Here is a 17,653-nt window from a genome sequence, read left to right as displayed (position 1 = left end):
TGGTGTGCGCCAGACCTGTCTCGGGTCCGTGAAGGGGCCCTTCACGGACCTTCACGGACCCCCGCCGTCTGCGCAGGGCCTCTCACACCGACCGCCGACGGTGGCGGCGATGCATACTTTCGCCGCCGGTATGCGTTCGTGGATGCGGGGAAATCTCGATTGGTCGGCAAACAGCGACCGCTATCAGGTGACCGACGGAGTGCGGTTGTCCACTGATTCCTCCTTACTGGCCTCGGCCACCGCCCCTGCAGACGACCGACTCACCGGATAGAGGAGTTTGATGCGCCCCACCCCCGGCACCGGTAGCGAGCCCGTGCACGTCGTCCTGCTCGGCGCGGGTTACGCCAGTATCTGGGCGTACCGGGCCGTGACCCGGAGACTGGGCCGGAAAGCGCGGGTGAGCATCGTCGCGCCCGAGCTGGTCCATGCTTTTCACGGCTGGACCGGTGAGGTGCTCAGCGGGGAACTTCCTCCGGAAGCCCAGCTGAGCCCCATTTCCGAGGCCCTGCCCAGGGCGAAGCACGTGCACGGGTGGGCGCGCGGCGTGGACCGGGAAGCCCGGACCGTCGCGGTGGACCTCGTGTCCGGTGGCTCGGCGGAACTGCGGTACGACTACCTGGTCGTGGGCATCGGAGCGGTGGAAGAACTGGATTCCGTCCCCGGGTTGCGTGAACACGCTTTCGCGTTGCGTGCGGCCGGGCGGGCGGGCCGGCTGGCCGCGCATCTGGACGAGTGCGTCGACGCCGCCGGAACCGCGGACTCCGAGCAGCGCGCGGAATTGCTCGGTGTCGTCGTCGCCGGCGCCGGGCTCGCCGGGATCGAGGCTTCGGTGGCCGTGGCGCAACGGCTGGCCCGGCGCACTCGCGATGCCCAGGTGACACTCGTCGGCTCCGGTGCCGACCTCGGCGGGGAGCTGTCCCCGAAACTGCGTGCCCGGGTCCGGGAGGAGCTGGCCGCCAACGGTGTCCGGGTCGTCCGCCCGGCCAGGGTCGTTTCCGTCGCGGAGAACGGGGCCAAACTGGACGACGGATCGTGGCTCCCGGCCGCGACCACGATCGCCGCGGTCGGGCACCGGGCGCACCCGCTGCCCGGCCTCGACGACCTGGAACACGACGCCCGCGGCGGCCTGCGCACCGACGAGTATCTGCGGCTGGGGGACCGGATCTGGGCCGGTGGCGACGCGGCCAGCATTCCCTTGCCCTCCGGCGAAACCTGCCCGATCGACGCGGCCTGGGCGATCGGGCAGGGCAGCTGGATCGGCCGGAACGTGGTGCGCGCGGCAACCGGCCGTGAGCAGAAGAAGTTCACCTGGAAAAGCGTGGGCGTCACCGCGGGCTTCGGCGCCGGGCACGCGGTACTCGACGCCTGGGGAATCCCCTTCCGCGGCCGGCCGGCGTGGCTTTCCCGCGCCGCGTTCTTCTCTTTTTACCTGCCCTCCCGCCGCCAGCTCGGGCGAGTCCTGCGGATGGTGGTGCGGCAGCGCCGGAATCGGCGTTGAGGCCGACGTCCGGGTTCGCGGCCCGGCCGGGATCGGCAAGGGCCACTGCCGGGCGAGTTCCGGTACGTCTTCCCGGCTCGCACCGAGGCTGAAACCAGCCGGACGCGCCGGTGAACCGCTCGGGTGCGGTTGTGGAGAGTGAGGTGGTAGCCGTCGGGGTCGGCGAAGGTGAAGGTGCGGCCGAAGGTGATACCGGCTTGCCCTTATGGGCACATTTGCGGCACCAACTTCCCGGCCCGGTCGCTAACCGCAATGTGCACGCCAGTCCAGGAAGCGACGTACTCGTCGGCGTAGTGGCGGCCGACGTAGAGAGGGTCCCGGTAGTTGTCGCGAAAGGACCGTTCCGGGTCGCCCATCGCTTTCAGGATGGCCGGCCGGTCACCGGTCGAGCGCGCGATCACCATCACATGCCCGTCCAGGCACCGAAAGATCGCCGCAGGATAGGGGCCGGACGATCCGGCCGCGCGGCGTCCTCGCGAAGCCGTTGACGCGGGTAGCCCTCGTACATTTTTCCCTTGATGCCAGCGAAATATTCGAGGACGCCGGAGGCGGTGACCCGGCCGCGGCTCGGTCGCTGTGCAGGTGCGGACAGCAGCGCGGCCAACGCGGCCCCGACTGCGTTCACCGCGGTGACCGAGGCGATCAGATCAGCGGGAAGAGGCAGCGGAGCCTTGTGCGGCCGGCCGATCGCGATATCCACTCCGCTGACGGCACTGGCGATCCGCAGATCGTCGCCGAACGCCACGGCGCGGCGACTTCGCCGGCTACCCCTACCCCGTCGACCACCAGGCCTTCGGCCGAACCGGGTGCACCATCCTCTTCGTGCACGAACCGCTCCCGGCGAAGTGACCTCAGACGGAGATCAGGATCACGACGTCGTCGGCCGGTAAACCGGCACCGTCACCGACCGCGGCCGGAAAGCGGGCATGGCCCGGGGCTCGACGCCGATTTCGGTCATGTAGCGGCGGTAGATGTCGTGGCGGCGGCGGGCTTCGCCGATACGGCCGGCGGTGAGCAGCACCTTGATCAGGTTGAGGTGCGCCTGCTCGTCGTAGGGGTCGTCCGCGAACAGGCGCAGGGTGTGGCGGACGACCTCGTCGACGTCGCCGCAGGCCTGGCAGTGCTGGATCAGGGCGCGCAGGACCGCCTGGTGCAGGGCGCGCAGTTCTTCGACGGTGTGCTGTGCCCAATCGGCATAGGGGTCGTCTTCGAGGAAGTCGCCCGTGTAGAGGCCGGCGGCGCGGTACATGCGGTCCACGGCGTCGGGGCGGCCGCGGCGGTATGCCTCGACGGCGCGGGCGGCGATCTTGCGGAACTCCGCGACGTCGATGCTCACCAGGTTCGCGTCCAGCCAGACCGACGTGCCGTCGGTGAGCAACGGCTGCGGGCCGTCCTTGACCGGCTGCAGGACCTGGCGCACGGTGCTGAGCAGCACCGAAAGCCGGTTGCTGGATTTGCCGGGATCGACATCGGGCCACAGCATTTCCATCAGCTGGTCCCGGGAGACGGGCCGGCAGCGCGACACCAGGATCTTCACCAGGTCACGCGCTTTCCGCGACTGCCATGCCGTCCGGGGCACGGCCAGCCCGTTCCGGGTCACGCGGAAGACGCCCAACGCGTGGATCTCGACGGTGCGCGGTGCTTCGGTGGGCGCGTGCCGCCAGTGCGGGCCGGGTTCGACGGACGGATCGAGGCTGCGTGCGCGCATCATGGCCGTCGCCTCGTCGAGGGCGAGGCCGGGCATGGCGACGATCGCCGCGCTCGGGCCGGCGGGGGTGTCGTCCGTTCCCTGCCAGGGCTCGACGGCTTCGTGCAGCACGCACGAGCCGGCCGCGCCGCCGTGCTCGGACGATCGGGTGAAACGCGGCCGCCACGGCTGGACCTGCCGCGGAAGGGCCTGGCATGAAAAGACCTGGCGCGAAAGGACACTGCCGAGCGACCCGGTCAGCGTCCGGGTCGCGTGGGACCACGCCGGAAGGCTGTGCACGCGGGGAAGGCTGTGTGCGCGGGAAAAGCCGTGCGAGCGGGGCGAAGCGTGCCGCGTGAACGGGCTCGGCTCCCGGTAGACGTCCACGGCTGAGGTCGGGTGCTGCGGCACGGCGGGGTGCGGCCTCCGGAGTTGCGGCAAGGTACCTCCGTCGTCGTGGAACCGAATCCGTGCGGGCAGCTCGCCGTTGCCGGACGTGACCGCACACGTCCGCCGACCCAGCTCGGCACTGAGCCCAGTCTGCCCGATTGTCGCGCGGTGCGGCTGCTCGCCGTCTGCCCGCGCCCGCGATACCCGGTTCGGCCACGGATTCTCGGGCCGACGCTCGGGTAACGCTCTTCGTACCGTACCGGAGTGCCCGCCGGCCATCGGGTCAGCACCCTGCCCGGCGCGCGGATTCGCGCGGCTGCCATGACCGCGGGCCGGACGCATGCCGTAAGCGCATGGTTTCGCGAGCATCGGCCGGAACCGGGCGGGGAATATCCGCATGGGGGGCCGCCCGGAAAGCATGGGCAACCGCCATCACGGTGAAAACCCGGCGCCGATCCACCGCTTCGCGCGGCGAACCGGTGGAGCCGCGAGTACGCCGAAAACTCATGCGCGTCCTCCCCCGAGTGAGTGCCGGATCCGTCAACCTCCAGTCGTGGAAAACGGTCATCTGTTACGACGGCCGCCGAAGTTGCTCCGGTCGGGGGACGTGCTCCGGATGGAGCAGTGCGGCCCCGGCGACTACGCCGCCGAATGCCTTTAAGACAACACTAAGCCTGTCAGAACGCCCATTCCATAACCTTCGCCCCGTCCACGAGGTGCAGCCCGAAGAGATGGGACCGGATGACGGTGAACGACGAGGCGAGCTATGAGGTCTATTGCCTTGCCGACCGGCTGTTCTACGACCAGCCGTCCCGTCATGCCGGCGAGAACACCGACTTCGCGGTCACCGCACGGACGACTCCGCGGGACTGGGCGCACGAGCCGAGCGACACCTGGATGTACTACGCGCCCGACGGTGCGGTGGTGCCGACCCAGGGCTGGAAGATCCACGTCTCCTCCCGGCTGGCGGACGCCGAACGGGTGCTTGACACCGTGTGGGACTTCTGCCTGGAGAAACGTATCCCCTTCAAGTTCCTGCGCAGCAGGAATGTCGCGGTTATGTTCAACGCCAAATCAGCGTTCCGTGGCTCGAGCGGGAAACTGGTGACCATCTACCCGTTTTCCGACGCCCAGTTCGAGGCTGTGCTCGCTGAGCTGGACGGCCTGCTCCAAGGCGTCGCCGGCCCTTATATTCTCAGTGATCTTCGTTACGGTGACGGCCCACTGTATGTGCGGTATGGCGGTTTCACCGAGCGTTTCTGCGTCTCCGACAATGGTGAGCGTGTACTCGCCATCGAGGATGCCGAAGGCGTGCTGGTGCCCGACGTTCGCGGCCCGACCTTCGCACTCCCGCCGTGGATTTCCCTGCCGTCCTTCCTGGAGCCGCATTTCGCCGCCCGCGCGGCGGTGACGACGACGGATCTGCCTTACACGATCGAAAGCGCGATGCAGTTCTCCAATGGCGGCGGGGTCTACCTCGGCCGGGAGAATCGCAGTGGCGACCGGGTCGTGCTCAAGGAAGGCAGGCCGTACGCGGGCCTCGACGCCACCGGCCGCGACGCGGTGACCCGGATCGGGCACGAGCGCGAAATGCTGACTCGCCTCGCCGGGCTCGACGTGGTGCCCGCGGTGCTCGACTCCTTCGAATTGGGCGGCCATCACTTCCTCGTCGAGGAGTTCGTCGACGGCAGCCCGCTGCAGCGCCTGCTGGTGCACCGTTACCCGCTGACCCACCCCGATCCGGGGCCGGCCGAGCTGGCCGAATACGTCGAGTGGGCGCTGGGCATCCTGGCCAAGGTCTCCGCCGCGGTCGACGCGCTGCACGGCCGGGGCGTCGTGTTCGGCGATCTGCACCCGGAGAACATCCTGGTCACGGCCGAGGGCCGGATTGTGCTGATCGATTTCGAGGTCTCCACCCTGGTCTCCGACGAGGCCCGCTCGTCGCTGGCACATCCGGCATTCTCCGCGCCCGCCGACCGGGCCGGCATCGAAGTGGACCGGTACGCGCTCGCCTGCATGTGCCTGGGCATGTTCGCTCCGCAGGCCACGATCACCACGCGGTTCGACTCCGGTAAGGCCCGCCAGATCGCGGAGTACGCGGCCGAGGTCTTCCCGCTGCCGCCGGGCGCGCTGGACGACGCTGTGCGCACCATCGAGGGCTCGGCACCGGCGCCGTCCCGGATGCCCGGCCTTCCGCTGCCCGGAGTGTCCACTTGGGACGAAGTGCGGACTGCGCTGCGGACCTCGATCCTCGCCTCCGCCACGCCCGACCGCGACGATCGCCTGTTCCCCGGCGACATCGCGCAGTTCTCCCCCGGCGGCGGGATCAGTCTCGCCCACGGCGCGTCGGGTGTGCTGTACGCCCTCGCCGCCACAGGTGCCGGACGCTTCCCCGAACACGAGGACTGGCTGCGCAAGCATGCCTTGACGCCTGCCGAGGGCACCACCACCGGCTTCTACAATGGACTTCACGGCGTCGCGTACGTGCTAGCCGAGCTGGGTCATCGCCACGACGCGCTGAGAATCGTCGAGCGCTGTCTCGCGATGCCGGTGGACGCCACCGAACTCGGCCTGCACGGCGGGCTGGCCGGCATCGGGCTCAACCTCCTGCACTTCCGGGACGATCTCGGCATCGAGCCCGCGCTGTCGATCGTGGACCAGGTCTCCGACCGGCTCGGCGGGGTGACCGATGTGCCCGAGATCAGCGGGGGCGACCATCCCCGGGCCGGGCTCATGTTCGGTTCGGCCGGACCGGCGCTGCTGTTCCTGCACGCCTATGAACAGACCGGCGATCAAGCGCTGCTCGATCGCGCGGAAATCGCGCTGCGCCAGGACCTTCGACGGTGCGTCCGCGCCGATGACGGCACCGCGCAGGTCGACCAGGGCTGGCGGACGCTGCCCTACCTGGACGAGGGCTCGGCCGGGATCGCCTTGGTGCTGCAGCGGTATCTGCACCACCGGCCGGACGACCAGCTCGCCGAAATGCTGACCAGGCTGCGCGCGGTGACGCGGAGTGCCTACTACGTGCAGCCCGGCCTCTACACCGGCCGGGCCGGGATGCTCCTGGCCGCCGAACCGTCCGCAGTGGACACCTTGGTGCGCGGGCTGAGCTGGCACGCGGTGCCCTGCGCCGACGGGCTCGCCTTCCCCGGCGACCAGTTGTTGCGCCTGTCCATGGACTTCGCCACAGGAACGGCGGGCGTGCTGTTCGCGCTCGGTTCGGTGCGGCACGGCGAACCCGTGCGGCTCCCGTTCCTGGCCGACCCCCAGAACCCGGATGCCACTGGGCATTCGTCAAGTAACGAGCACCTGAAGGAGGTGTAAGAAAATGGCACTTCTCGACATGCAGGGCCTGGAGGCTCCCGGCGGCAAGGGCGGCGGCGGCGGTTCCACGCTGACCGTTCTCGGCTGCGCGTCCCACACGCCGAGCAACCTGAGCCTGCTGCTCTGCCACTGACATTGCGCAGTGGCACAAGGGTCCTGGGCGAGGCTTGGTCCCCCGCCCAGGACCCACACTTCGTGAAAGGATCGGCCGTGCCCGTCCGCGACCTCGCCGAACGTCTTCCCCTGGTCGACGATCTGCACGGCCACCGCGTGCCCGATCCCTACCGGTGGCTCGAAGACGGCGCCAGCACGCAGACGCGGAGCTGGCTCGACGGCGAGGACGGCCGCTGGCGCACGCACGCCGCCACCCTGCCCGCACGCCGGCGGCTGCACCAGGACGTGCGGCGGCTGAGCGCGACCGGTGTGGTGACCGCGCCGCGGTGGCGCGGCGATCGGCAATTCTTCCTCCGGCAGGAACCGGGTCAGGAACACCCTGTGCTTTATGTGTCCGAATCGGACGGTGCCCCGCGCGTACTCCTCGATCCGATGGCGCTGGACAGCGACGGCCTGGTCGTGCTCGACGCGTGGCATCCCAGCCACGACGGCGCCCGCCTGGCGTTCCAGATTTCCCGCGGGGGAACCGAAAACTCGGTACTGCACGTGCTCGACGTCGAATCGGGCGAGCCACTCGACGGCCCGGTCCGCGGTTGCCGGTCCACGCCGGTCGCGTGGCTGCCCGGCGCCAGGGACTTCTGTTACGTGCGGGAGCAGCGGGTGTGGCTGCACCGGGTCGGCACCCCGGTCGGTCAGGACGTCGCCGTGACCGGCCGGACCGGATCGTTCGGCCTGGAAATCGACGAGGGCGGCCGGTGGCTGATCCTCTCCGAAGGCACCGGCCTGTGGCTCGTCGACCTCGGCACCGGCGCGCTGCGGACCGTCCACGAAGGACCGGACGGGCGTGCGGCCGCCATGATGCACAAGGATCTCCTGTACATCGTCACCGACCAGGACGCGCCGCGAGGCCGCGTGTGCGTGGCCGACCCCTCCGCGCCCTCGCAGTGGCGTGAGCTGATCCCCGAGGACCCGGCTGCGGTGATCAGCGGCCTGGCCGTGCTTGACGGGATGCTCGTGGTGAGCCGGATCCGCCACGCGATCGGCGAGGTGAGCCTGCACGACCTCGGCACCGGCGACCGGGTCGCCGAGGTGCCGGTGCCTGGTGCCGGATCGCTGGGATCGGTGTCGACCCGCGGGCGTGAGGCCTGGTTCAGCTACACCGACAGCGTGACCCCGGGCGCGGTCCACCGCTACGATGCCGAGACACACCAGACGACGCTGTGGGCGGGACCGCCCGGCATCGCCGTGCCCGAGGTCACCAGCCGGCAAGTGACCGCGACTTCTCCGGACGGCACCCCGATCCGGGTCGTGGTCCTCGCGAAGCCCGGCAGCGGTCCGCGGCCCACGATCCTCTACGGCTACGGCGGTTTCGGCATTCCGCTGACGCCTTCGTACTCCAGCTACATCCTCGCGTGGGTGGAGGCGGGCGGTGTCTTCGCATCTGCCCAGGTGCGAGGTGGTGGAGAAGAAGGCGAGCAATGGCACCGGGACGGCATGCTCGACCGGAAGCAGAACGTCTTCGACGATTTCGTCGCCGTGGCCGAGCACCTCATCGCCGAGGGCTGGACCACGCCGGCGCAGCTGGGTATCTGCGGTGAATCGAACGGCGGGTTGCTGGTCGCGGGCGCGCTGACCCAGCGTCCGGAACTGTTCGCCGCCGCGGTGTGCTCGGCGCCGCTGCTCGACATGGTGCGCTACGAGCAGTTCGGCCTCGGACCGCAGTGGCGCGAGGAGTACGGCACCGCCGAGGATCCCGAGCACCTGGCGTGGTTGCTGGGCTATTCGCCGTACCACCGGGTTCGGGAGGGCGTCGCCTACCCTGCGGTGCTGTTCACGACGTTCGGCGGGGACACCCGGGTGGACCCGATGCATGCCCGCAAGATGTGCGCGGCACTCCAGTGGGCGACCACGAGCGGGCGGCCGGTGCTGCTGCGCCACGAGCCCGACGTCGGCCATGGCGCAAGCTCGGCTACCCGGGCGATACAGCTGGCCGGCGACATGCTCGCGTTCCTCGCCGCGCACACCGGACTGGACATCCCATGATCACCTTCGGTGACGTGGCACGGCGCGCGGGCGGCTGGCTGCCGTTGATCGGGCTCGCCGGGCTCGTCGGCAGCCTCAGCACGCTCGCGTTGCCCACCGTGCTGGGCAATGCGGTCGACGCACTGATCACCGGGCACAGCAGCACATTCTGGGTGGTCGCCGCCGGGCTCCTGATCGCCGCCAACGTCATCTTCGACGTGATCGACGCCTACGCGGGCACCGCCTGCGTCGCCGGGACCACGGCGTGGCTGCGCGATCGCGTCGTGCGGCACGTGCTCGCGATCGGCCCGGCCCGTTCCGCCCGGTTCGAGACCGGCGACCTGGTCACGCGGGTGTCGGGCAGCGCCACCGAGGCCGCGCAGGCCGGTCCGGCGCTCGTCACGACGGTCTCGGCCGCGTTGCCGCCGATCGGCAGCCTCGTGCTGCTGGCGTGGATCGACCTGTGGCTCGCACTCGCCTTGCTGGCCGGGCTGGCGCTGGTGGTAGTCGTGCTGCGGACGTTCGCCTTGCGCAGCGCCGAGGTGATGCTGGCCTACCTGCGGACGCAGGGCACGATCGCGGCGCGGCTCGCCGAGTCCCTCGGCGGGGCGCGGACCATCGCCGCCGCCGGCACGGTCGGTGCAGAGGAACGCCGCGTGCTGGCGGAGCTGCCCGAGCTGCACGAGCACGGCATCGGCACCTGGAAGGTCATGGCACGCTCCAGCGCGCAGGCCACTCTGGTCGGCCCGCTCGTGCTGGTCGCCGTGCTCGCGGCGGGCGGCCTCGAATTGCTGCGGGGCCGGATCACTCCGGGCGAGCTGTTCGCCGCCAGCCAGTACGCGGTGATCGGCGGCGGGCTCGGCGCGTTGACCGGGGTCTTCAGCAGGCTCGCCCGAGCCAAGGCAGGAGTGCACCGGGTCGGCGAGGTGCTCGGCACCGAACCGCTCCCCTACGGCGCCGAACCGTTGCCGGACGGACCCGGCACCCTCGAATTCCGTGGTGTGACCGTGCGCGCGGATGATGCAGTGCTGCTGGAGAACGTGACTCTGCGCGTCCCGGGAGGGGCCGCGGTGGCCGTGGTCGGAGCGTCCGGGGCGGGCAAGTCGGTGCTCGCGGAGGTCGCCGCGCGACTGCGTACACCGGATGAGGGAGAGGTCCTGCTCGACGGCGTTGCGCTGGCCGCGCTGGATCATCACGCGCTGCGGGCCGCGGTCGGATGCGCGTTCGAGCGGCCCGTGCTCGTCGGTGCGTCGATCGGGGACGCCGTGGCTGCCGGGCGCGAAGTCGACGTGCGAGCGTCGGCGCGCGCGACGCACGCGAACGAGTTCGTCAACCGGCTGCCCGACGGCTATGCGACGCCGCTGACCGAGGCGCCGATGTCCGGCGGCGAGTACCAGCGGCTCGGTCTGGCCCGTGCGTGGCCCGCACGCCGCCTGCTGGTTCTCGACGACGCAACGTCCAGTGTGGACATGGTGACCGAAATGCAGATCGCCCGCACGCTCACCGAGGACCACGGCGGGCGCACCCGGCTGATCGTCACGCACCGCGCGGCGACCGCGGCCCGCGCCGACCTCGTGGTCTGGCTGGACAAGGGCAAGGTGGCCGCGACCGGGACGCACGAGCAGCTGTGGGCGCGGCCCGGCTACCGGGAGGTGTTCGGGTGAAACGCGAAATAGCCTTCGGTATCAAGACGATGCCGCGCGGGCCGGCGGTGGCGTTGCTGCTGTGGTCGGTGCCCGAGGCGCTGCCCGCCGCACTCTCCGGCGTCGCGGTCGCGAACGCCGTCGACTCCGGTTTCCTGGCGAATCGCCCCGGCGTGGGTCTCGCGTGGCTCGGCCTGCTGCTCGTCGCCGCCGGATTGGGTGCCCTCGGCTCGCGGCAGGTGTATCGGCTGCTCGGCGCGCTGGTCGAGCCGTTTCGCGACACCCTCGTGCGCAAGGTCGTCGGCGGCGCGCTGCGGCACGCCGTGCACGGGCGCGCCGACGACGGGGCCATCGCGCGCCTGACCCACCAGGTCGAGATCGTCCGGGACACCTACGCCGGGCTGATCGTGGTGCTGCGCGGGTTCGTCGTCACGGTCGTGGGCGTCGTGGTCGGCATGCTGTCGGTCGACCCGGTGATCGTGGCCTTGCTGCTGCCGCCGTTCCTGCTGGGCCTCGGCCTTTTCCTGGGCACGCTCGGGATGGCGGCCGAACGGTTCCGCCGGTCGGTGCACGCCGACGAGCGGCTCGCCGTGACCGCCGGGGCCGTGCTGGCCGGCACCCGCGACATCGCCGCGACCGGTGCCGAAGAGCACGCGGCGGACATGGTCGCCGGGCCGATCCGGGCGCAGGCCGACGCGGAGCGCGCGATCGCCGGTGTCACGGCGGCCCGCAGTCTCTGCCTGGCGGTCGGCGGCTGGGTGCCGCTGGTCGTCCTGCTCGTCGCCGGACCGTGGCTGGTCAGCCGCGGGCTCACCGCCGGGGCCGTGCTGGGCGGGCTCACGTACGTCCTCATTGGACTCCAGCCGGTGCTGCGCAACCTCATGGCCGCGATCGGCGGCAGCGGGCTGCGGTACACCGTCACCCTCCGCCGCATCCTCGACGCCGCCGAGCCGCCGGCCGAACCAGAGCGCCGTGCCGAAGTCGGCCGAGGTGGCGGACTGACTGTCCGCGACCTCACTTTCGCCTACGGAGCGCACGCCGAGCCCGTGCTGCGCGGGCTCGATCTCGTCGTCGAGCCGGGCGACCACCTCGCCATCGTCGGACCCAGCGGCATCGGCAAGTCCACTCTGGCGGGGCTGCTCTGCGGGCTGCTGCGTCCCCATGCGGGCGCGGTCCTGCTCGGTGACGTCCCGGTGTCCGAGCTGTCCCCCGAACGGCTCGCTCAGGCTCGAACGCTGATCCCGCAAGAGGCATACGTCTTCGCGGGCACCGTGTGGGACAACCTGACCTACTTCGCCCCGGACGCCGCTCCCGAACAGGTTGCGCAAGCGGTCACCGCGATCGGCGCGGACGAACTCGTGGCGCGGCTCGGCGACGAGGTCGTGCCGTCTGCGTTGTCGGCCGGTGAGCGTCAGCTGATCGCGCTGGTGCGGGCCTACCTCTCACCGGCCGCGGTGGTCGTGCTCGACGAGTCGACCTGCCATCTCGACCCGGCTGCCGAACGCCGGGCGGAGGAGGCGTTCGCGCAGCGCGACTGTACGCTGATCGTGATCGCGCACCGGATCAGCTCGGCGTTGCGCGCCCGCCGCGTGCTGGTGCTCGACGGCACCGGCGCGGCCGTCGGCGATCACCGGACGCTCGTCGGGACCTCTCCGCTCTACCGGGACCTGCTCGGTCACTGGAACCCCGATCGCCGCCTGGAGGAAGTGCCATGACCGCAGGGGAAAACGCCGCTCAGCCGGCCCCCCGGGACGAAACGAAATGTTGCCACGGGCAGCCGGGCGAGACCCCGGCGACCGTGCATCCGCTGGCGCCGCTCACCGCCGAAGAGATCGCGGCCACCTCCGCGATCCTCAAGGGCGCCAAGGGACTCGGCTCCATGACGCGGTTCATCAGCGTCGAGCTGCACGAACCGGCCAAACGGTCCGTGCTCGACGGTGTACCGGCCGGCCGCGAGGCGTTCGTCGTCCTGCGCGACCGGGACAGCCGCACCACCATCGAGGCCGTCGTCTCGATCAGCCGCGGCGAACTCGTGTCGTGGCGCGAGGTGCCCCACGCGCAGCCGGGCTTCTCCCGCGACGAATTCGACGAGTGCGACACGGTCCTGCGCGCCGACCCCGGTTTCCAGGACGCGTTGCGGCGCCGCGGGATCACCGACCTGGACTCCGTCGCGATCGACCTGTGGGCGGCCGGCCACACCGGCCCGGCCGAGGACCCGGCCCGGCGCCTGATGCGCCCGCAGATCTACGTGCGGCAGGGCAAGTTCGACAACCGGTACGCGCACCCGGTCGAAGGGCTGACCGCCCTGGTCGACATCGATCGGATGGAGGTCGCCGAACTCGTCGATCACGGGGTCGTGCCCATCCCGCCCCGGCACGGCAACTACATCCCGGAGCTGGTCACCGGCGAGATCGGCGGCTACCCGGACAACGTCCCGGCCTTCGGCTCGACCCGGTCCGATCTGCGGCCGCTGGAGATCACGCAGCCGGACGGCCCGAGCTTCACCATCGACGGCAACGAGCTGCGCTGGCAGCGCTGGCGCCTGAACGTCGGCTACACCATGCGTGAAGGCCTTGTGCTGCACCAGATCAGCTACGACGACGGCGGACGCGAGCGGCCGATCGTGTACCGGGCCTCGATGTCGGAGCTGTACGTGCCCTATGGCGACCCGAATCCGTCGCAGCGGGTGAAGAACGCCTTCGACATCGGCGAAGGCGGCATCGGGCCGTGGCTCAACTCGCTCGCGCTGGGCTGCGACTGCCTCGGCGAAATCCGCTACCTGGACGTCGTGATGTGCGATGACGACGGCGATCCGGTGACGCTGCCGAACGCCATCTGCATCCACGAGGAGGACGACAACCTCGTCTGGAAGCACACGGACGGCAACCTCGGGCACGCGGAGACCCGCCGCCAGCGACGGCTCGTGGTCTCCTGCTGGGCCACCGCGAACAACTACGACTACGGGTTCTTCTGGTACTTCTACCTCGACGGCACCATCGAGTTCGAGGTGAAGCTGACCGGCATCGTGTCCACCGGCGCGTACGAGGGCGAAGATCCGGTGTGCGGCACGGTGGTGGCTCCGGGCCTGTACGCGCCGAACCATCAGCACTTCTTCAACATGCGGCTGGACATGTCCGTCGACGGCGAACACAACAGCGTGTACGAAGTGGACACTGTCGCCATGCCCGGCGCCGAGCAGCACAATGCCTTTGCCGCACAGTCGAAACTGCTCGCCCGGGAAAGCGAGGCGCAGCGGCTGGTCGATCCGCTCGCCGGTCGCAATTGGACAGTCGTGAACCCGTCGGTGCGCCACCACACCGGCCGCCCGGTCGGCTACCAGCTGATGCCGGGCACGAACGTCCTGCCCCTGGCGCAGACCGGATCGCAGACGAGCCGGCGCGCGGGCTTCGCCTACCGGCATCTGTGGGTCACCGCCTACGATCCGGCGCAGCGCTATGCCTCCGGCGAATACCCCAACCAGCGTCCCGGCGACGACGGCCTCGCCGAATACGCCAAGGCCGACCGGCCACTCGTTGACACCGATGTCGTCGTCTGGTACACGTTCGGCACGAACCACGTCCCCCGACCCGAGGACTGGCCGGTGATGCCGGTGTCCAAGGTGGGCTTCCACCTCAAGCCGGTCGCCTTCTTCGCCGCGAACCCCGCGCTCGACCTCCCCCGCCCCGGACACCACGGCTGAAAGCTGTGAAGGACCCCTTCACGGACTCTGAGTCCGTGAAGGGCCCCTTCACAGTCCTGTCCCGAAGGTGCGCCGACTACGGCCGCAGCACCACCGGAAACGCCCTCGGCGCGTGGACGTGCACGCTGCGCCGGAACGTCAGCTCCTCGTCCGGAGCAGCCGCCCGCAGGTTCGGGAAGCGGTCGAACAGCGCCGGCACGGCGACCTCCGCCTCGAGCCGGACGAGTGCCGCGCCGAGGCACCGGTGGATGCCGTGGCCGAACGCGAGGTGTCCGGTGGTGTCGCGATCCGGGTCCAAAGTGGACGCATCGGGGAACCGGCGGGGGTCGCGGTCGGCGGCTCCGGTCGAGAGGGTGACCGAGGCGCCGCGCGGGATCCGCACCCCGCCGATCTCCAGGTCCTCGGTGGCGAACCGCAGCGAGGCGTTGAGGGCGGGTGAGATCCAGCGCAGCAGCTCCTCGATCAGGTTCGCCGCCGTGTCCGGCTTCAGCCGCTCGAGCGCCGCGGAGTCGGCCAGCAAGGTCCGCACGGAGTTGGTGATGAACACCGCCGACGTCTCGTGGCCGGCCATCAGCAACAGCATCGCCATCGCGACGATCTCGATGTCGGACAGGTGTTCACCGCCCTCGGAGGCCTCGATGAGCCCGGACAGCAGAGCGTCGTCCGGATCCTTGCGGCGCAGCGCGACGAGCCCGCTCAGATAGTCCGCCAGCTGGGCCGAAGCGCGGATCAGTTCGGGTTCAGGGCACTCGTCGATCAGTACCGTCGACCAGTGGGCAAAGTCCTCGCGGTCCAGTTCCGGTACGCCGATCAGCTCGGAGATCACCTCCATCGGCAGCGGAATCGCATAGCGCGCCACGAGGTCCACGGGTTCGCCGGTGGGCAGCTCGGCGAGCAGGGATGCGGCGATCGACTCCACGCGAGGACGCAGCTCGGCGATCCGCCGGACGGTGAACGCACGGGTGACCAGCCGGCGCAGCCGCGTGTGATCGGGCGGGTCGAGGGAGGTGAGCATGTGCGACATGGGCGCGGGCAACCCCGGCGGCGCCAGTGCGCGTTCCTCGTCGGACAGCGCGGCGCGGTAGTCCTTCGCCAGACGCGGGTCGGCGAGCCCGGCACGCACGTCGGCGTAGCGGGTGACGAGCCAGGTCGGCCCCGCCTCGAACGTGACCTCGCGCACCGGAGTGTGCTCGCGGGCGTACTCCAGCGCGCGGTGCGGGTCCCGCCAGTACAGCTCCATGAAATCCGTGTCGTTCATGAGGTCACTTCTTCACCGCGGTCGCGCTCATGCCCGGCCCCTGGTGGTGCGCCCACCGTGCGTCGTCGCCCTTGGGCTCGTCGCCGAGCACCGTGACCCGGCGGCCGACCCGGCGCGCCGAATAGTCGTTGACGGCGTAGTGCTGGGTGGCGCGGTTGTCCCAGACCGCGACCGCGCCCTCGTTCCACCTGAAGCGGCACACCCGCTGCGGGCTTTCGGACACGGTGAACAGGTGCGCCAGCAACGCCTCGCTTTCCCCGGCCGTCAGCTGCGGAATGCGCTGGGTGAACATGCGATTGACGTAAAGCGAACGCCTGCCGGTTTCCGGGTGCACGCGCACAACGGGATGCTCGGCCTCACTGCGGAACGATCCGTATGCGAACCCATGAAGCGCGGTGAGGCCGTCGACCAGTTCCCGGATCGGCTCGGACAGCGCCTCGTACGCCAGATACTGGTTGCTCCACATCGTGTCGCCCCCGACCTCCGGCGACTGCACGATCTGCAGGACCGAGGCGATCGGCGGCGACTGCGCGTAGGTGACATCGGTGTGCCACACGTCGGCCTTGGCCCCCGCGTCGGAGTCGAGGACCACTATCTCCTCGTGCTCGGGCAGCTTCGGCAGGAACTGGTGGACCTCCAGCTGCCCGAAACGGCTGCCGAACGCCTTGTGGTCGGCGGGGGTGAGCCCGGCCTCGTCGCGGAAGAACAGCACCAGATGTTCGAGCAGCAAGTGGTGGATCCGACCGAACAAGGCGTCGTCGACGTCGGCGAGGGCAATGCCGCGAACCTCGGCCCCCAATGCCCCGGTGAGGGGACGAACCTCCAGAGAACTCATTTTTTCACCCATTCTTGAGAGCCATTCCGCACACCGCGGAACGGATGCTGCGACTACGGCCTGAACCTTGCCGACGACGGCTTTCCGTGCCATCTTTCAGAGCACTGCCGACACCACCTCCGGGGCATTCCCGAAAGGACCACCTTGACCAGCGAGACCAGTGAGACCACCGGAACCGCGGCGCTCGCCGCGCTCGTCGACCTCGCCACGCCGTTCGCGGTGCGGACCGCGGTCGCGCTGAAGCTGCCCGAACTGATCCGCGACGGGCACACCACGACCGGCGCGCTGGCGCGGGCATCCGGCACCGATCCGGATGCGCTGGCCCGCCTGCTGCGCCACCTCGTCGCGGTCGGCTTGTTCGCCGAGCCCGCGCCGGGCGAGCACGCGCTCACCAGCGTTTCCCGGGCGCTGCTGGACGAATCCAACGCGCTGCTGCGGTCGTGGCTCGACGCCGAAGGCCCCGGCCGGAAGATGGACTTGGCCTACAGCGGGATGCTGCACGCGGTCCGCACCGGCCGGTCGGCCTACGGTGCCGTGCACGGCAAGGACTTCTGGTCGGATTACCGCGAAGACGAGGACCTGCGGACGTTCTTCGGTGCGACGATGGCCGGGTTCGCCTGGCAGACCGGACCGGAGGTCGCCGCCCGCCACGACTGGAGTGCCGTGGCGAGCGTGATCGACGTCGGCGGCGGCACCGGGGCGTTGCTGGAGGCGGTGCTGAAGGCGCACCCGCACCTCAGCGGCACGGTGCTGGATCTGCCCGAGGTCCGGCCGGAGGCCGAGGAGTTCCTCGCCACGCTCGGCGGCCGGGCCAAGTTCGTCGGCGGCAGCTTCTTCGACCCGCTGCCCACCGGCCACGACGTGCTGATCGTCTCGCGCGTGCTGACCGACTGGCCCGATGCGGACGCCACCCGGATCCTGACCCGGTGCGCGGAGGCGGCCGGCGATGGACGCGTGCTCGTGGTGGAGGTGCTCGCCGGTGCCGAGCACGCCAAGAACAACTCGTCGTTCGATCTGCAGTCGCTGACCCTGCTCGGCGGTCGCGAGCGCCGTCCGGAGGACTTCGACGGACTCGCCGCGGCCGCCGGTCTCGTCCGGCGAGGACGGATCGACGGAGCGAACGGCCTGGTGGTCCTGGAGTACGCCCGCGCGTGACCGGCCCGTCCTGTTTCCCCGGCACTT

The 17,653-nt window shown here is 70.4% G+C and carries 12 protein-coding genes; 8 read left to right on the top strand and 4 right to left on the bottom strand.

From position 1 onward, the window contains the following. Nucleotides 1-280 precede the first annotated feature (280 nt). The gene (locus tag ATK36_RS03665) at nucleotides 281-1,498 is read left to right on the top strand and encodes an NAD(P)/FAD-dependent oxidoreductase (RefSeq protein ID WP_098509809.1); all 1,218 of its coding nucleotides are present in this window, start codon (nucleotides 281-283) and stop codon (nucleotides 1,496-1,498) included. 403 nt (nucleotides 1,499-1,901) lie between these two features. Here ATK36_RS03665 and ATK36_RS03655 read toward each other — a convergent pair whose 3' ends face one another. Then, nucleotides 1,902-2,243, bottom strand: coding sequence for a hypothetical protein (locus ATK36_RS03655; protein WP_098509807.1), 342 nt, complete (start codon nucleotides 2,241-2,243; stop codon nucleotides 1,902-1,904). 123 nt (nucleotides 2,244-2,366) lie between these two features. Continuing rightward, complete coding sequence (locus ATK36_RS03650; RefSeq protein ID WP_170069579.1) at nucleotides 2,367-3,485, bottom strand: AfsR/SARP family transcriptional regulator; 1,119 nt, start codon at nucleotides 3,483-3,485, stop codon at nucleotides 2,367-2,369. Nucleotides 3,486-4,316: 831 nt separating this feature from the next. Here ATK36_RS03650 and lanKC point away from each other — a divergent pair. The 6 genes from lanKC to ATK36_RS03620 all read left to right on the top strand — a co-directional run bounded on the left by lanKC (nucleotide 4,317) and on the right by ATK36_RS03620 (nucleotide 14,378). Next, the gene (gene lanKC / locus ATK36_RS03645) at nucleotides 4,317-6,899 is read left to right on the top strand and encodes a class III lanthionine synthetase LanKC (RefSeq protein WP_098509805.1); all 2,583 of its coding nucleotides are present in this window, start codon (nucleotides 4,317-4,319) and stop codon (nucleotides 6,897-6,899) included. Nucleotides 6,900-6,903: 4 nt separating this feature from the next. Continuing rightward, nucleotides 6,904-7,032, top strand: a complete 129-nt coding sequence (locus ATK36_RS03640; RefSeq protein WP_098509804.1) for a SapB/AmfS family lanthipeptide — start codon at nucleotides 6,904-6,906, stop codon at nucleotides 7,030-7,032. A gap of 77 nt (nucleotides 7,033-7,109) precedes the next feature. Next, nucleotides 7,110-9,056, top strand: a complete 1,947-nt coding sequence (locus ATK36_RS03635; RefSeq protein WP_098509803.1) for a prolyl oligopeptidase family serine peptidase — start codon at nucleotides 7,110-7,112, stop codon at nucleotides 9,054-9,056. After that, entirely contained in the window at nucleotides 9,053-10,699 is a 1,647-nt protein-coding gene (locus ATK36_RS03630; protein WP_098509802.1) for an ABC transporter transmembrane domain-containing protein, read from the top strand. The genes ATK36_RS03635 and ATK36_RS03630 overlap by 4 nt, the downstream gene beginning before the upstream one ends. After that, nucleotides 10,696-12,393 (top strand): ATP-binding cassette domain-containing protein, encoded by a 1,698-nt coding sequence (locus tag ATK36_RS03625; RefSeq protein ID WP_098509801.1) that lies wholly within the window; start codon nucleotides 10,696-10,698, stop codon nucleotides 12,391-12,393. The genes ATK36_RS03630 and ATK36_RS03625 overlap by 4 nt, the downstream gene beginning before the upstream one ends. After that, nucleotides 12,390-14,378, top strand: coding sequence for a primary-amine oxidase (locus tag ATK36_RS03620; protein ID WP_245914289.1), 1,989 nt, complete (start codon nucleotides 12,390-12,392; stop codon nucleotides 14,376-14,378). The genes ATK36_RS03625 and ATK36_RS03620 overlap by 4 nt, the downstream gene beginning before the upstream one ends. 76 nt (nucleotides 14,379-14,454) lie before the next feature. Here the strand turns inward: ATK36_RS03620 and ATK36_RS03615 are convergent, their stop codons facing one another. Then, nucleotides 14,455-15,636: a cytochrome P450 family protein gene (locus tag ATK36_RS03615; protein WP_098509800.1), complete on the bottom strand. Its 1,182-nt coding sequence runs from the start codon at nucleotides 15,634-15,636 to the stop codon at nucleotides 14,455-14,457. Between the two features lie 4 nt (nucleotides 15,637-15,640). Further along, on the bottom strand, nucleotides 15,641-16,471 hold the full coding sequence (locus ATK36_RS03610; protein WP_245914287.1) for a TauD/TfdA dioxygenase family protein: 831 nt from the start codon (nucleotides 16,469-16,471) through the stop codon (nucleotides 15,641-15,643). 144 nt (nucleotides 16,472-16,615) lie between these two features. Here ATK36_RS03610 and ATK36_RS03605 point away from each other — a divergent pair, with 144 nt between their 5' ends. Further along, complete coding sequence (locus ATK36_RS03605; protein ID WP_098509798.1) at nucleotides 16,616-17,626, top strand: methyltransferase; 1,011 nt, start codon at nucleotides 16,616-16,618, stop codon at nucleotides 17,624-17,626. Nucleotides 17,627-17,653 lie beyond the last annotated feature (27 nt).

The sequence above is a fragment of the Amycolatopsis sulphurea genome (genome assembly GCF_002564045.1).
Taxonomy (GTDB): domain Bacteria; phylum Actinomycetota; class Actinomycetes; order Mycobacteriales; family Pseudonocardiaceae; genus Amycolatopsis; species Amycolatopsis sulphurea.
This window is presented reverse-complemented; position numbering and strand designations above follow the sequence as displayed.

Bases quoted from the DNA above. Each gene is read 5' to 3' on its own strand.
- ATK36_RS03640 (WP_098509804.1), top strand. From the start codon at position 6,904: ATGGCACTTCTCGACATGCAGGGCCTGGAGGCTCCCGGCGGCAAGGGC.
- ATK36_RS03665 (WP_098509809.1), top strand. From the start codon at position 281: ATGCGCCCCACCCCCGGCACCGGTAGCGAGCCCGTGCACGTCGTCCTG.
- ATK36_RS03620 (WP_245914289.1), top strand. From the start codon at position 12,390: ATGACCGCAGGGGAAAACGCCGCTCAGCCGGCCCCCCGGGACGAAACG.
- ATK36_RS03610 (WP_245914287.1), bottom strand. From the start codon at position 16,471: ATGAGTTCTCTGGAGGTTCGTCCCCTCACCGGGGCATTGGGGGCCGAG.
- lanKC (WP_098509805.1), top strand. From the start codon at position 4,317: ATGACGGTGAACGACGAGGCGAGCTATGAGGTCTATTGCCTTGCCGAC.
- ATK36_RS03630 (WP_098509802.1), top strand. From the start codon at position 9,053: ATGATCACCTTCGGTGACGTGGCACGGCGCGCGGGCGGCTGGCTGCCG.
- ATK36_RS03615 (WP_098509800.1), bottom strand. From the start codon at position 15,636: ATGAACGACACGGATTTCATGGAGCTGTACTGGCGGGACCCGCACCGC.